Consider the following 14,707-nt stretch of genomic DNA (forward strand, 5'->3'; position numbering starts at 1 on the left):
ATTTTGCGTTGCAATTATTTGAAAAATCTAAGATAATAGGGAAAAGGAACAAAGGGGGAGTGTTCCATGAAAAAGGAAAAACTGGTGTATCGATTTTATCGGTATGAGGGGAAAATCCTTAAAGCCAGAAAAGAAATCCCATTTGAATTTAAACTAACAGCAAGAATGATGTTGGATGAACAATGTTTTATGTGGAATAAAGAAAAATTAGAAGAAGCAATTAATAACGCTATTGAAACTGGTAATAAAGCAGAATTTATACACTTAAGTGAATCATTCAAGCAATATGTTTGGGAGTAATACCAGAACCTTGTAGCCTTGCCTTCGTTATGGCGAGGCTATTTTATGCGGTTAAAAAGGTAAGAATGGGAAAACAAATTTAGCAGAAGAATAGCAGGTAGAGGTACAGGAAAATTATTACGAAAATTATTTAAATAGAGCAAGAATGGCATGATTATTTCAATATCCACAAAATTTGATACAATAGTAGAAGATTGAAACATAGGGGAGGACAAAATGATGGATTACCGTGTAGAAAAAGATACAATAGGGGAAATAAATGTACCTGCAGCTAAATATTGGGGTGCGCAAACTGAGCGAAGTAAGCAAAACTTTCCAATTGGAAATGAAAAAATGCCGACAGAGATTATCAAGGCTTTTGCCATATTGAAGAAAAGCGCGGCAAAAGCAAATAACGACCTTGGTCTGTTGGATAATAAAAAAGCGGAGGCTATTTTCTATGCAGCCGACCAAATCCGCGATGGTAAATTAAATGATCATTTTCCTTTGGTTGTTTGGCAAACAGGCAGTGGGACGCAATCGAATATGAATGTCAACGAAGTTATGGCTTATGTAGGCAATCTGTGGTTGGAGGAGGACGGTAGTGACCTGAAACTTCATCCAAATGATGATATTAATAAATCACAGAGTTCCAACGATACCTATCCAACTGCGATGCATATTGCTTCTGTTCTAAAACTGGAGGATACGGTGCTTCCGGCTGTCCGCACATTAAAAGATACATTGAAGGTAAAAGTCGACGAATTTCAGGATATTGTAAAAATTGGTCGGACACACCTGCAGGATGCAACGCCTTTAACACTTGGACAGGAAATAAGCGGCTGGCATCGCATGCTGGAAAAATCCGAAATGATGATTAACGAGAGCATGCATTATTTAAGAGAGCTTGCAATCGGTGGAACAGCAGTAGGGACAGGCTTAAACGCACATCCGGAATTTTCAGAACGTGTCTGTGCGGCAATTAATGAATTCACGGGGAAAAATTTCATCTCTGCACCAAATAAATTTCACGCATTAACAAGTCATGATGAAACCGTTTATGCACATGGAGCATTAAAGGCGTTGGCAGCAGATATGCTGAAAATAGCGAATGATGTTCGTTGGCTGGCAAGCGGTCCACGCAGTGGCATTGGTGAAATTACCATTCCGGCAAACGAGCCAGGTAGCTCAATTATGCCAGGGAAAGTTAACCCGACACAAAGTGAGGCAGTAACAATGGTGGCAACACAAGTGATGGGAAATGATGCAACAATTGGCTTTGCGGCAAGCCAGGGTAATTTTGAATTAAACGTATTCAAGCCGGTAATTGCTTATAATTTCTTGCAATCCAGTCAAATTTTGGCAGATAGCATCCTATCATTTAATCAGCGCTGCGTTCAAGGTATTGAACCAAACCATGAACAGATTGAAAAATATTTAAATGATTCATTAATGCTAGTAACTGCATTAAACCCACATATAGGCTATGAAAATGCAGCTAAAATAGCAAAAAAGGCCTTTAGTGATAACGCAACGCTGAAAGAGACAGCGGTAGAGCTGGGATTATTAACTGCAGAGGAATTTGAGAAATACGTTAATCCCGAAGAAATGACATATCCAAAATAAAATATTAAAAACGGTTGTCCCACTCATGACGGGGCAACCGTTTTTTTGAACAATTTACCAACGATAATTTGTGATAAGTTGAAGTAATTTGCTCACACTATTGATTACAGGGAGGTGAAAAACATGGCTAATAACAATTCAAATCAACTAGTTGTACCTGGCGTACAGCAAGCACTTGATCAAATGAAAACTGAAATCGCTCAAGAATTTGGCGTTAATTTAGGTGCTGATTCAACCTCACGTTCTAACGGGTCTGTTGGTGGAGAAATCACGAAAAGACTTGTTCAAACTGCTCAACAACAAATGAATGGACAATCTTAATAACAATGGCTATTAGAGGTATCAACCTCTAAGTGAGTTAATTGATAGAGGGAAAGCTTTCAGACAGCTTTCCCTCTATTTTAATATATAGCACAGATATCATACGTACTGAAAAGAATCGCTACTGCTCATTTCTGGGCTTTATAATCCCTTTGATCTAAACTAGGACAAGCTTTGAAGGCCGCTTTGGTCACTGAGAGCGTCATGACTACCATAACCCCGAAAAATGATGCTTTTGACGTCGTCATGGGTAGTTCATGGCTACCGTAAAACTGAAAATGATGTCTCTAACGTCGCCATGGGAACAATTATCTTATCCGTAATTCAGTTTCCTGATCAAAGAAATGTGCACCGTTCAAATCAAATGCTAAGTCGATACTTGCGCCTCCGGTAATATCTGATCGTGAATCAACTTTCGCAACAAAGTCCTGCTCTTTTACTTTTGAGTATAGATATGTTTCTGCTCCCATTAATTCAGCAACATCAATTTCTGCGGTAATTTTTGTATCTGGTGAAGCATCAAGAAATGCTGGTTCGTCATGAATATCTTCCGGGCGAATGCCAAGTGTAACCTCTTTGCCAACATACCCCTGATCACGCAGCATTTTCATTTTACCTTCCGGGATTTTTATTTTTATTTCCTCCATTTCAAATTGGCCATCAGTTAATTTTCCAGTAAGGAAATTCATAGACGGAGAACCGATGAATCCGCCAACAAATATATTATCAGGCTTGTCATAAACCTCTTTTGGTGCTCCGACCTGTTGAATAAATCCATCCTTCATAACAACAAGGCGGGTTGCCATTGTCATAGCTTCTGTTTGGTCATGGGTTACATAGATTGTAGTTGTCTTTAAGCGTTGGTGCAGCTTTTGTATTTCAGCACGCATTTGTACACGTAATTTAGCGTCCAAGTTGGATAAAGGCTCATCCATTAGGAATACCTTGGCGTCCCGAACAATAGCACGTCCCAAAGCAACACGCTGACGTTGCCCACCTGACAGTGCTTTTGGTTTACGATCCAGGTACGCTCCCAGTCCTAAAATTTCGGCAGCATTATTAACGCGAGCCTCAATTTCATCTTTTTTAAATTTACGAAGTTTTAATCCGAATGCCATATTATCATAAACGTTCATATGTGGATACAACGCATAGTTCTGAAAAACCATTGCAATGTCACGATCCTTCGGTGCAACATCATTCATTTTTCGGTCATCAATGTATAGTTCACCCTCTGAAATTTCCTCCAGGCCAGCAATCATCCGTAATGTCGTTGATTTCCCACAGCCAGATGGCCCAACAAACACAATAAATTCTTTGTCTGTTATGTCTAAATTGAAATCATCTACTGCAATAACATTCTTGTCATAGGTCTTTTGTATGTTTTCCATACGTAATTCAGCCATTAGTATCTCCTCCATTTATGTAAGCGATTTATTAACTTAATTGTATAAAAAGAGAGGTAAATAAGGAATAGGAAACATGACCAAATATATTAGTCACTTTTGTGCATGTTTGCCAGTATCGCTAAATATACAATCATTGCTTGGTTGAATTGCCGTATATCCACACCTGTTTTTTCAATAAATTTATCCAATCGATATTGCAGACTGTTTCGGTGCATATATAATTCCTTTGCCGCAAGTGATACATTTAAATTGCATTCGATAAAGGTTTTGATTGTATGTAGGACGTCTTCATTCGTTTTAAATTCTTTTAGAACGATTGCAGTTATTTCACTTCGTAATTGCACGTCTGTTAGATCCAGGAGAATATAGGAAATAGCATCGATATAGGTTATAACGGATTTATCCGAGTATGCAAATGCCGTTTTAGCGCCCTTAATAAATGAATGGTAATACTGGTCTATATTCTTTAGATTATCCAAATATGGCCCCACCAGAAATTTAATTTTTACATACAGATCACTCATTAATACATCAATAATTTGACCGTAAGAAATGTTTTCTTCTGTATCAGCTGTTTGTTCTTCAATTATTATGCCTTCATGTTCATTTTCCCATAAAATAGGGGCGGGTTTTGTGAAAAATTCATCAAGGGCTTCTTTAAATAATTTTGGGTCTGTTTGATTTTTCTTAATGGAAAAATAGACAAATCGATAGGGAGTTACCGCTTCGATCAGGGCTCCGTTGTTTATTCGATTTTTCCACGTCTTTTCATGTTCTGTAGGTACGGGAAATTGTATATCATAGGGCGTCAGAAAAGCAGCTAATATCGATGTATCTTTCTTTGTTAATTCACTTTTATCAATTCCGATAATTTCGTTCGTTTCTGTGATAAACCATTGGTAATTTCCGGTTGCCTTATTGAAATCATCGCTATATATAATCATGGATGGAAAAATATTTTGCAATTGTTTTAACATGTTAAAAAACCTCTCTTTTGTAGGCTGTTTTCTATAAGATTGTTGCTTTTGATACAAAAGATATAAAAGACGACATAGTGAAAATTCATTTGGAAACGCTAGTTGAGAGCAGGGATTCGCTCCGGAAACACACTTCGCTGACCCGAATGGCGTTTATAGCACTTATGTCGTCTTTTACATCAACTACGAAGATTTAAAGCAAAATACTTACGAAAAGAGCCTTTTTATATTAGAAAAGGCATACCCGATTTCATTGATATTTCACGAATTAGTATACATGAATCTTTACGTTTGTTATAGTTACTTTTAGAATAACTTAAGGAGGTAGTGTCGTGCCAAATATTTATGATAGCGCGTATGACTTAGAAAAAGCAATTCGTGAAAGTGATGAGTTTAAAAATTTGCAAGTTGCCTATGAAGCGGTGATGGCTGACGAATCTGCAAAGCAAATGTTTGATAATTTCCGTGATACCCAAATGAGTTTACAGGAAAAACAAATGCAGGGACAGGAAATCACGGAAGAAGAGGTACAAAAAGCTCAACAAGTTGTCGAACTCGTTCAACAGCATAGTGAAATTTCCAAATTAATGGAAGAGGAACAGCGCTTGAACACAGTGATCAATGATGTGAGCCGTATTATTACTGCACCATTAGAAGAGCTGTATGGCAGCCCGGAAGAACCAACTGAATAATAAGAAGAAACTTACAGGATTTGATTGATTCTGTGAGTTTTTTTTATTGTTTTTAAGCAGGAATATCCAAAACAATGTCGAATAGGTTGAGATAGATAAACATCAAAAAAGGAGTTGTTTATATGGACACTGTAATAATGGAAAGTCAAAACAATATATCCTATATTTATCTAAACCGTGCCGATCGCTATAATGCATTAGATAAAGAAATGCTGGAAAGATTACTTGAGGTAACAGAGACGGTTGAAAAGAATGACGATAAAGTTGTCATTTTGGCCGGATATGGGAATGCCTTCTCCGCTGGAGGAGATGTCGGAATGATGAAGGATTTTGCGGATAAGGAATTTTTTGATGGCGTAATGAGTACTATAGGAAAAATTGTGCTAAAACTATATATGATGCCAAAGATTGTCATTTCAGCTGTCCAGGGATCTGCTGCCGGGTTAGGCTTGAGTTTAGCATTAACGGCAGACTACGTCATTGCCCAAAATAAATCGAAGTTAGGGATGCTATTCATTGGAATTGGTTTGGCACCAGATGGGGGAGGACATTTTCTGTTGAAAGAGCGTCTTGGTACCAATAAGGCCAAGCAATTCACCTGGGGTTTAAAACAAGTAGGTGGTGAGCAAGCAAAGGCAATGGGGCTTGTCGATATACTGACAGATAAACAAGTAGTTGAAGAGTCAACAGACATGGGGCAAAGGCTTCTAGCTACACCATTAACGGCAATGCTTAAAACAAAAATGATATATCATTCGAAACAAAAAGAGACACTCGAATACTATGTGGAGGAAGAAAGAAAAGCACAATGGGAGTTAAGACATACGGAGGACCACCAGGAAGGTGTACAGGCATTTTTAGAAAAAAGAAAGCCGAAATTTAAAGGTAAATAGGAGAAAAACGACTTCATGGAAAAATGGATGAAGTCGTTTGCTCTTTCTTACCGATGAAATAATATTAATTTCCCGTCCGGGGTTACACAGCGATGGGTATGCTCGCTGTATCCTTCTTTCTCCAAACGTGATTGGCCGATTTTCTTTGCTTCGTCATCGTTTCCAGCCTCAAAAGACTCATCCAATAACTTTTCGCCGGTTTGTGCAAAAACAGTTAATGCATATGTTTTCATCGTAAAACCTCCTTGACCTGCTAGTATTAGTATTCTTGATAAATTACAAAAATCCTGCTTAAATGAGAAAGTCATTATTTTTAAAAAATGAAACTATTAATAAGTAAAAACGTATAGTATTATATTTGTATGGGAAAGGGGAGAGAAAGTTGACGTTGAAAATCAAAGATGTAACGAAACGGTTTGGCAAACATACGGCAGTAGATCATCTTTCACTTGAAATACCGGAAAAAGAGATGTTTGGATTCTTAGGTGGAAATGGCGCAGGAAAGACAACAACCTTCCGTATGATCTTAGGGTTATTGGACATTACAGAAGGAGAAATTACCTGGAATGGTGACACGATTAGCTATGACAAAAGTCATTTGATCGGTTACCTGCCAGAGGAAAGAGGACTTTACCCAAAATTAAAGGTGAGGGATCAAATTATTTATCTCGGCAAATTACGAGGGATGCGTAAAAGTGAAGTGGTCACAGAATTAGAAGCATGGCTCAAGCGATTCAAAGTGCCGGAATACATGGATAAAAAAATAGAAGAATTATCGAAGGGAAATCAGCAAAAAATCCAATTTATTTCTGCAATCATTCATAAACCTAAACTACTAATCTTGGATGAGCCGTTTTCCGGGCTGGATCCGGTTAACGTAGAAATGCTGAAAGAAGCTGTTATTGATTTGAAAGAAAGAGGCACATCGATTGTATTCTCATCCCATCAAATGGAGCATGTGGAAGAACTTTGTGAGCATTTATGCATTTTACATAAAGGCAAACCAGTTGTTCAGGGGACTCTAAGGGAGATAAAACGGTCTTATGGTAGAAAGAACTTAGTTATTCACGCAGCAATTCCTCTAGAATTCTTACGAGATTATCCCGGTGTTGTTAGTTATAAAAAAGTAACAGAAGGCTGTGAGCTGCAAATTGAAAATGAAGATGTCTCTCAAGGAATTTTTAGGGAATTGCAGGGAAAAGGATTTGTTCGTAAATTTGAACTGGAAGAGCCTACCTTAAATGATATTTTCATTGAGAAAGTTGGTGCTTCTTATGAATAAATTCTGGATCATACTGTCACATACGTTCATGACACGTGTGAAATCAAAAGCATTTTTAATAAGTACCATCATCACACTATTATTTATTGTTGGGGTCGCTAATATTCAAACAATCGTGGATGCCTTTTCGGATGATAGCAGAGATCAAATCGCTGTAATAGATGAATCGGGTGAACTATTTGAGCCTTTAAGCCAAAGTGTGGAACAATCAGATGAAAACATGGAACTTGTTTCATTCAATGGCTCTGAAGAAGAGGCAAGAACGGCTATACAAGAGGAAGAGTATCAGGCATTCATTGTATTATCCTTAAATGAAAATCAATTACCTGAAAGCATCTATTACGCAAATGATATTTCAGGCACCGGGAATCAAATGGTTATTGAACAACAACTACAGCAATTAAAAGTAGTACTGGCCACACAGCAGGCGGGTATTGACGCGGCAACGTTGGAGGAAATATATGCACCAGTGACATTTGAAACGGTGGCACTGGATGAAACAGCAAAGACTTCTGAGGAGCTCAGTCAAACTAGAGGAATTGTTTATATCATGCTATTTGTGTTATACATGGCGATTATCATTTACGGGCAGATGATAGCAACCGATGTAGCAACGGAAAAGTCATCAAGAGTTATGGAAATTCTCGTATCCAGTGCTCCGCCTGTTACTCACATGTTTGCAAAGATTGCCGGCATAGCTTTACTGGGTTTAGCGCAGGTAGGTTTATTTGTTGGCATCGGATATGCATTGATTATGTCAAAACAGGATGAGTTAACAGGTGGTATTTTTGAATACTTGGGAATTCAGGATGGATCTGCCTCGGTATATATTTATGCGTTTGTATTTTTTATACTCGGCTATTTACTATATGCAACACTTGCAGCAATGCTTGGAGCACTGGTCAGTAGAGTGGAGGATGCCAATCAAATGATGATGCCGATGATCATGTTAATTATGGTTGCATTTTTCATTGCGATGTTTGGCTTAAGTACGCCGGATTCTGCACTTGTTAAAATAACTTCCTTTATTCCATTTTTCGCACCAATGATCATGTTTTTACGTGTCGGAATGCTGGATATCCCAGCATGGGAAGTTGCTTTATCCATTGGATTATTAGTAGCAACAATCGTACTTTTAGCAATCATTGGGGCGCGTATCTATAAAGGTGGAGTACTCATGTATGGGGGAACGAATTCGTTAAAAGATTTGAAAAAGGCGTTCATGTTATCGAAGAAGGAATAGATGTCTAAAAAAGAGGTCACTTTTTAAGTGGCCTTTTCGTTTTCGAACGTGCATTCGCAGGCCGTTTTTGATAAAATAGAGTTCGAGAGTAGAGGTGTAAAAATGGCAAAGCAAATTTCATTTATCCATGCAGCAGATCTTCATTTAGATAGTCCGTTTAAAGGACTAGCAGATACACCTGAACATATTTTTTCGGAAATACTGGAAAGTACATTTACTGCGCTTGATCATTTGATGCAAGTTGCGGTTGATAAACAAGTTGATTTTGTGCTGCTTGCAGGCGATTTATTTGATAATGAAAAACAAAGCTTAAAGGCACAGATACGTTTGCGGCGAGCTTTTGGAAAACTTAAAGCCCATGACATCCAAGTCTATGCATCGCATGGAAACCATGATTACATAAATGGAAATATTCATCCGGTTACCTATCCTGATAATGTACATATTTTTCCGGATGAAAAGGTGAGGCAATTTGTATATCGAAAAGATGATCAAACAGAGGTGGCTATTTATGGTTTTAGCTATGAAAATCGCGCTGTGTTAACGAAAAAGGCAGATGAATATGCGATTACGGATCCTTCCATTCCATTTCATATTGCCATGCTTCACGGGAGTGTCGGGAACAATACAGAGCATGACACATATGCTCCTTTTCAAATCAGTGATTTAGTGGAACGTAACTTTCATTACTGGGCACTTGGTCATATTCATCAGCGGGAAATGTTAAAGGAAGATCCGCCGATTGTTTATCCTGGAAATATTCAGGGACGACATCGAAAAGAAACCGGGGAAAAAGGCTGTTACCATGTAGTACTAACAGAAACAGGTGCCGATATGTCGTTTATTCCACTTCAGGCCATACAATTTCATGTGTTAACGATTGATGTATCGACGTGCGGGGAAGTTCATCAAATCGAAAATAAAATTCAAGATGATCTGACAAATCGGGTTTCCACTACACCAATGCTGATAGACTTGACGCTAACTGGTGATAATCCAAAACTCAAGGAATGGGAGAATGAAAAATATCTTGATGAGGTTGTGGAGCTTGTTAATGAAACAGTAAGCCATAACCAAAATTGGAAGTTTATTTTCCGGTATTCGGTTGAAACTTATCATTCTTTATTAGATACAGATTTATATAAAGGGGAACATTTTATTGGAGAATTAGCCCGTCATTTTGAAGAAGTATCGATCCAGCCATTTATGAAGGAATTATATCAGCACAAGCAGGCGCGAAAATATATAGAACCGTTAAATCAAACGGACGAAGAGTTTATAAAAACGGAAGCGCAGCAATTATTGTTTAATGATCTCGTTAAAGATTGAGGTGAGTCAGATTGAAACTAATGCATGCAAATATATACGGTTTTGGCAAATGGGTGGATTATGATATTGAATTTACGAGTGAATCAGCTATAATCATCTATGGAGAAAATGAATCCGGTAAATCAACCTTGCAGAAATTCATTCTGTTTATGTTATTTGGCCTTACGCCGAAGCAGCGTGATTTTTACCGTCCAAAAACAAGTGGTAAAATGGGCGGAAGGCTCACAATAATTGATCCGACCGCAGGCAAATATACGATTGAGCGATTGGATGAGGTAAGAAACGGTGCGGCAACATGTTTAACCGCTGATGGGAATGAGCATGATGAAGAGTGGTTGAAAGATCGTTTGAACGGGATGACCTATGGCACGTATCAATCTATTTTTTCCTTTTCAGCTTTTGATTTACATGCACTTAAAGAAATGAAAGAGGATGATCTTGGGGAAGTGTTGCTCGGGATTGGTTTAACCGGGGCTAATAATATTTACTCCATTGAAAAAAAGTTAGATAATCAAATTGGCGAATTATTTAAACCCTATGGAAAAAAACCAATGATTAATCAGCAGCTTGACACATTGAACGAACGCTTTTCGAATCTACATACATTTAAAACTGAAGAAGCATTGTACCGGGAAAAGAAAGCAAAAGCAACTTTTTTAACAGACGAAATTAAAGCAATGCAAGAGACTATTCAACAGGAAAAAAAGAACCTCTTTTCCATTGAAAAGCATCAACATGCATTACCAATTATCCATGATTATCACCATTACACAAATCAATTAGTAAGCTATCCGGCTGAAATTGACTTCCCAGAAAATGGTGTAAATCGTCTGGAGAAAATAAATGAAAAATTACTCCCGTTAACGAGTGAACTAGCTGTATGGAAGGATAATCAAAAACAGTATCAGAAAAAAATAGCAACGCTAAAGGAAGAGTTGGAAGATAAATCTGTTTACGATCATGGACAGGAAATTCTTCGTAAAAAGGAACAATATAAACAAAATGAAAAAGAGTTCGAAAGACTTCAGATAGCAATTAATAAACGGGAAACGCAAATAAGCACAGGTCTTAATGAACTAAACACCGGGTTAACAGCAGCAGATTTGGCTTCGCTTGATATCCCTTTTTACATCGAAAATACATGGAATCAGTTAAAAAATGATGCAAATCAGCTTCATTTGGAAAAAAGCCAGATGCAGCAAGAAAGAAATCAGGCAAAACAGCAACGAAATTATGTAATCAATCAGCAGCAGGAAATAGAAGAAGGATTACTATCAGAAGAACGTTATTATGAACTTCAGGATAAAATGAATGAACAGAGACAATATAATATAGTCCAAAAGCTAAAATTGGAGTCAGCTGATAAACGAAAAGAATGGGAGAAAAATAAACAAGCCAAAGAAAAGAATAGCAAGAGTATTTTACTTACAAGTATGCTCCTTTCCTTACTAGTAGGGATAGTTGGGATTATCACAGATAGCACATTGCTTTTCTATCTCATACCATTATTTTTAATCATCGGCTTCGTACAATGGCTGTGGGGGAAAAGCACTATCAAAGATATAGAAAATATGCTGCTTCAAGAAGATTTTCAGGCACCTGCGTTTCAGATAACAAATGAAGAAAAAGAAGAAGCGGAAAAGTTACTTGCGCTTCATAATAAAAGTGAAAATGAATTAGATTCCTTAAAGGAACAAGTGAAAGCCATAGATGTGCAGTTCATTAAAATGGATGAAAAGCGCAGAATGCTTGAGGAGAGGGAGGAGCAATTAAATACGCGAATAAGGGCGCAATATGAAACCTATCCATTTTTGCAGGAAGTCGAAATCAGTTACTGGCCAGAGTTCTTCCATCAATTGAAACAACTAGTAACATTAGACCGAGAGCGGCAGCAATTTTACGAGGAATTCAATCAACTACAAGATATTCAGAAAGTATTTCATCAGGAAGTTAACAGGTTTTTACAATCTAAAAATGGGGAAAACCCTACTACATCGATGGATCATTCATTTGAAATGGTTGAACAATTAACAAATGCCTATCAAACAGCAATCAAACAGCTGGAAAACTACGCAAATTTAGTCGAAGAAAATAATGAACAACAACGTGTAACAAAGCAAAAGATGGATACGTATAAAAAAGAAATAACTGCTTTACTTGAGATTGCACAAGTAGAAACCGTAGACGAATTTTATAGAAAATCAAAACAACTGGAAGAGAAACAGGAAATCGAAGCAACAATAACTAAAAGCCTTGATCAGCTCAGCGTTACTTTCTCGCAAGCTTCCTTGAAAAACCTGCTTGAAGCGAATCCGGATCAAGATGAATTGGAAGTTGCTCATCAGCAGTCGCAATCTAAAATCGATCAGTTTGAAACAGATATAAATGAAAAACGTCATCAACTTGCTGATGTAAATGCAACGCTTAAGACGTTGGAATCATCTGAATCGCTTTCTGAGACAACACATCGATTTCAGATGGAGACCGAGCAATTAAATAAACATGCGAAACAATGGGCTATACTGAAGACAGCCAAGGAAATGCTTGCTCTTACCAAGCGTAATTACCGGGATAAATATTTAAGTAAAGTGATCGATCGAACGTCCAATTACTTTAAAAAAATGACAGGGTCTACTTATCTCAAGGTATATGCTCCTATTGGTAATAAGCCATTTCAAGTAGAAGCAAATGACAACCTGCGATATACAGTGAATGAATTATCTCAAGGGTCTATTGATCAGTTATATGTAGCATTACGGTTAGCGGTAAGTGAGATAATGAGTGACAAGCATCGATTGCCATTTATTATAGATGATGCGTTCGTACATTTTGATACGCTACGTACAAAGCGAATAATAGAAATCGTGGAGGAAATCGCTGAAGAGCAGCAAATAATCATTTTTACGTGTAAGGAAGAGGTAGTAGAAGCTTCAAAAAATGCTGAAATTGTCCGGCTGAGAAATACGATTCGCATAAATTAGCAAATAATGATAAACTATTTCTAGACAATATGCAGATGGAGGGACATCCATTGCCAGAGGAAAACGAAGAAAAAAACTGGGAAAAATATGATGAAACGATTCAACGATTTATTCAGGTCATCGCAAAAAATATGAATTTGTATGGGATTACACCTTCTGTAGGGCGATTATATGGCGTCTTATATTTTGCTGATCAGCCAATGACACTGGATGATATGCGAGAAGCATTGGTAATGAGTAAAACAAGTATGTCAACAGGGGTCCGGGCGTTATCCGAGATGAGAATGGTAGAATCCACGTTTAAGCGAGGGATTCGAAAAGACCTATATCGGTCAGAGGAAGATTGGTACAAATCCTTTACCTCTTTATTTGGTAACCGCTGGCGCCAGCAAACCGAAACAAATATTGAAGAAGCCGAAGAAACCATAGCTGAGTTAAATGAGCTAATGGCTGATACAGCAGATGAAAAACTAAAAAGTAAAATAGAAGATGATTTGGAAAGACTGCATTATGCAAAAAATTATTATGAATGGTTAATGAAGTTAATTAAGGTCATGGAATCCGGAGAGATTTTTGAGTATATTCCAAAAAACAAATAAAAAACAGGCAGAGATTGACATAAAAGAATAGGTTTGTATGCAATGCATGTTGCATCAGCCGGTTTTTTCGTCAATCTCTTTTTTAAACAGGGGGAGGAAGTTTCAGGATGGTAAAGGGAATTGGATATGCCGCAATTGGTGATGTGTTTGATGGTTATATGTTAATTAAAGAGGCAACCAAAGGTGTTGCAAGCAATGGAAAGCCTTTCTTAACCTTAATTTTGAGAGATGCTACAGGTGAAATCGATGCAAAGCTGTGGGATGCGTCAAAAGAGGATGAAACGGTATTTATACCGGAACAAATAGTCAGACTTGGTGGTGAAGTGAATCAGTTCCGCGGGAAGGCGCAGCTGAAAATCAAGTCTGTACGCCCCGCACAACCTACAGACGGTGTCCGGGTCTCAGACTTCGTTGAAAAGGCTCCGGTTGAAAAGGAAATTTTATCGGAAAAGTTAACAGAGGTAATTTTTGAGATGGAGAACCCAGTAATGCAGCGAATCGTTCGGGCATTTATTAAAAAATATCAAGAAGCATTACTAACGTACCCGGCTGCTTCTAAAAATCATCATGAATATGTTTCCGGGCTGGCCCATCATATTGTAAGTATGCTTGCCATTGCAAGGGAGCTACATAATTTATACCCTGAACTTAATAAGGATTTATTGTATGCAGGTATTATATTACATGATCTTGGCAAGCTAAAAGAATTATCAGGAGTAGTGACGACAAGCTATACAACGGAAGGGAAGTTGTTAGGACATATTCCTATGATGGTGGAGGAAATCGGTTTAATGGCGAAAGAACTGCAAATTGAAGGAGAAGAAGAAGTATTAATTCTACAACATTTAGTATTAAGTCATCATGGAAAAGCAGAATGGGGAAGTCCAAAGCCGCCATTAGTCCGTGAAGCAGAAATCCTGCATCTCATTGATTTAATGGATGCAAAAATGAATATGTTAAATCGTGCGTTAGATAAAGTGAAACCGGGTGAATTTACAGAACGATTATTTGCTATGGATAACCGGGCATTTTATAAACCTCTATTCGAGGAAAAATAAAGTCATTATTTCATCTCC

14 protein-coding genes are annotated in these 14,707 nt (G+C 37.7%); 11 read left to right on the top strand and 3 right to left on the bottom strand.

Going from position 1 to position 14,707, the window contains the following annotated elements; translation table 11 throughout:
- Positions 1 to 66: 66 nt before the first annotated feature.
- The 3 genes from KFZ58_RS06705 to KFZ58_RS06715 all read left to right on the top strand — a co-directional run bounded on the left by KFZ58_RS06705 (position 67) and on the right by KFZ58_RS06715 (position 2,226).
- On the top strand, positions 67 to 300 hold the full coding sequence (locus KFZ58_RS06705; protein ID WP_235794028.1) for an IDEAL domain-containing protein: 234 nt from the start codon (positions 67 to 69) through the stop codon (positions 298 to 300).
- 219 nt (positions 301 to 519) lie between these two features.
- The gene (fumC, locus tag KFZ58_RS06710) at positions 520 to 1,905 is read left to right on the top strand and encodes a class II fumarate hydratase (protein ID WP_235794029.1); all 1,386 of its coding nucleotides are present in this window, start codon (positions 520 to 522) and stop codon (positions 1,903 to 1,905) included.
- Positions 1,906 to 2,028: 123 nt separating this feature from the next.
- Positions 2,029 to 2,226, top strand: a complete 198-nt coding sequence (locus KFZ58_RS06715) for an alpha/beta-type small acid-soluble spore protein (RefSeq protein WP_235794030.1) — start codon at positions 2,029 to 2,031, stop codon at positions 2,224 to 2,226.
- Positions 2,227 to 2,534: 308 nt separating this feature from the next.
- On the opposite strand, the gene KFZ58_RS06720 is transcribed toward KFZ58_RS06715, so the two are convergent.
- Both KFZ58_RS06720 and KFZ58_RS06725 read right to left on the bottom strand, forming a co-directional pair.
- Positions 2,535 to 3,632: an ABC transporter ATP-binding protein gene (locus KFZ58_RS06720; RefSeq protein ID WP_235794031.1), complete on the bottom strand. Its 1,098-nt coding sequence runs from the start codon at positions 3,630 to 3,632 to the stop codon at positions 2,535 to 2,537.
- Between the two features lie 89 nt (positions 3,633 to 3,721).
- Positions 3,722 to 4,612 carry a PucR family transcriptional regulator gene (locus KFZ58_RS06725; protein ID WP_235794032.1) on the bottom strand — a complete coding sequence of 297 codons (891 nt, stop codon included), beginning with the start codon at positions 4,610 to 4,612 and terminating at the stop codon, positions 3,722 to 3,724.
- A gap of 332 nt (positions 4,613 to 4,944) precedes the next feature.
- Between KFZ58_RS06725 and KFZ58_RS06730 the strand changes: the two genes are divergently transcribed.
- Both KFZ58_RS06730 and KFZ58_RS06735 read left to right on the top strand, forming a co-directional pair.
- Positions 4,945 to 5,304, top strand: a complete 360-nt coding sequence (locus KFZ58_RS06730; protein WP_235794033.1) for a YlbF/YmcA family competence regulator — start codon at positions 4,945 to 4,947, stop codon at positions 5,302 to 5,304.
- A gap of 122 nt (positions 5,305 to 5,426) precedes the next feature.
- Positions 5,427 to 6,197, top strand: coding sequence for an enoyl-CoA hydratase (locus KFZ58_RS06735; RefSeq protein ID WP_235794034.1), 771 nt, complete (start codon positions 5,427 to 5,429; stop codon positions 6,195 to 6,197).
- Between the two features lie 47 nt (positions 6,198 to 6,244).
- Here KFZ58_RS06735 and KFZ58_RS06740 read toward each other — a convergent pair whose 3' ends face one another.
- Positions 6,245 to 6,430 (bottom strand): YhzD family protein, encoded by a 186-nt coding sequence (locus KFZ58_RS06740; RefSeq protein ID WP_235794035.1) that lies wholly within the window; start codon positions 6,428 to 6,430, stop codon positions 6,245 to 6,247.
- A gap of 149 nt (positions 6,431 to 6,579) precedes the next feature.
- Between KFZ58_RS06740 and KFZ58_RS06745 the strand changes: the two genes are divergently transcribed.
- From KFZ58_RS06745 to yhaM, 6 genes are all read left to right on the top strand, one after another.
- On the top strand, positions 6,580 to 7,479 hold the full coding sequence (locus KFZ58_RS06745) for an ABC transporter ATP-binding protein (RefSeq protein ID WP_235794036.1): 900 nt from the start codon (positions 6,580 to 6,582) through the stop codon (positions 7,477 to 7,479).
- Positions 7,472 to 8,722: an ABC transporter permease gene (locus tag KFZ58_RS06750; RefSeq protein ID WP_235794037.1), complete on the top strand. Its 1,251-nt coding sequence runs from the start codon at positions 7,472 to 7,474 to the stop codon at positions 8,720 to 8,722. The genes KFZ58_RS06745 and KFZ58_RS06750 overlap by 8 nt, the downstream gene beginning before the upstream one ends.
- 102 nt (positions 8,723 to 8,824) lie before the next feature.
- On the top strand, positions 8,825 to 10,051 hold the full coding sequence (locus KFZ58_RS06755) for a metallophosphoesterase family protein (RefSeq protein ID WP_235794038.1): 1,227 nt from the start codon (positions 8,825 to 8,827) through the stop codon (positions 10,049 to 10,051).
- Positions 10,052 to 10,071: 20 nt separating this feature from the next.
- Positions 10,072 to 13,032, top strand: a complete 2,961-nt coding sequence (locus KFZ58_RS06760; RefSeq protein ID WP_235794688.1) for an ATP-binding protein — start codon at positions 10,072 to 10,074, stop codon at positions 13,030 to 13,032.
- Between the two features lie 50 nt (positions 13,033 to 13,082).
- The gene (locus KFZ58_RS06765; RefSeq protein ID WP_235794039.1) at positions 13,083 to 13,631 is read left to right on the top strand and encodes a GbsR/MarR family transcriptional regulator; all 549 of its coding nucleotides are present in this window, start codon (positions 13,083 to 13,085) and stop codon (positions 13,629 to 13,631) included.
- Between the two features lie 107 nt (positions 13,632 to 13,738).
- The gene (gene yhaM, locus KFZ58_RS06770) at positions 13,739 to 14,689 is read left to right on the top strand and encodes a 3'-5' exoribonuclease YhaM (protein WP_235794040.1); all 951 of its coding nucleotides are present in this window, start codon (positions 13,739 to 13,741) and stop codon (positions 14,687 to 14,689) included.
- Positions 14,690 to 14,707 lie beyond the last annotated feature (18 nt).

It is taken from the genome of Virgibacillus sp. NKC19-16 (assembly GCF_021560035.1).
In the GTDB taxonomy this organism is placed as follows: domain Bacteria; phylum Bacillota; class Bacilli; order Bacillales; family Amphibacillaceae; genus Virgibacillus_L; species Virgibacillus_L salidurans.

Bases quoted from the DNA above. Each gene is read 5' to 3' on its own strand.
- KFZ58_RS06705 (WP_235794028.1), top strand. From the start codon at position 67: ATGAAAAAGGAAAAACTGGTGTATCGATTTTATCGGTATGAGGGGAAA.
- fumC (WP_235794029.1), top strand. From the start codon at position 520: ATGGATTACCGTGTAGAAAAAGATACAATAGGGGAAATAAATGTACCT.
- KFZ58_RS06715 (WP_235794030.1), top strand. From the start codon at position 2,029: ATGGCTAATAACAATTCAAATCAACTAGTTGTACCTGGCGTACAGCAA.
- KFZ58_RS06720 (WP_235794031.1), bottom strand. From the start codon at position 3,632: ATGGCTGAATTACGTATGGAAAACATACAAAAGACCTATGACAAGAAT.
- KFZ58_RS06725 (WP_235794032.1), bottom strand. From the start codon at position 4,612: ATGTTAAAACAATTGCAAAATATTTTTCCATCCATGATTATATATAGC.
- KFZ58_RS06735 (WP_235794034.1), top strand. From the start codon at position 5,427: ATGGACACTGTAATAATGGAAAGTCAAAACAATATATCCTATATTTAT.
- KFZ58_RS06740 (WP_235794035.1), bottom strand. From the start codon at position 6,430: ATGAAAACATATGCATTAACTGTTTTTGCACAAACCGGCGAAAAGTTA.
- KFZ58_RS06750 (WP_235794037.1), top strand. From the start codon at position 7,472: ATGAATAAATTCTGGATCATACTGTCACATACGTTCATGACACGTGTG.
- KFZ58_RS06755 (WP_235794038.1), top strand. From the start codon at position 8,825: ATGGCAAAGCAAATTTCATTTATCCATGCAGCAGATCTTCATTTAGAT.
- KFZ58_RS06760 (WP_235794688.1), top strand. From the start codon at position 10,072: ATGCATGCAAATATATACGGTTTTGGCAAATGGGTGGATTATGATATT.
- yhaM (WP_235794040.1), top strand. From the start codon at position 13,739: ATGGTAAAGGGAATTGGATATGCCGCAATTGGTGATGTGTTTGATGGT.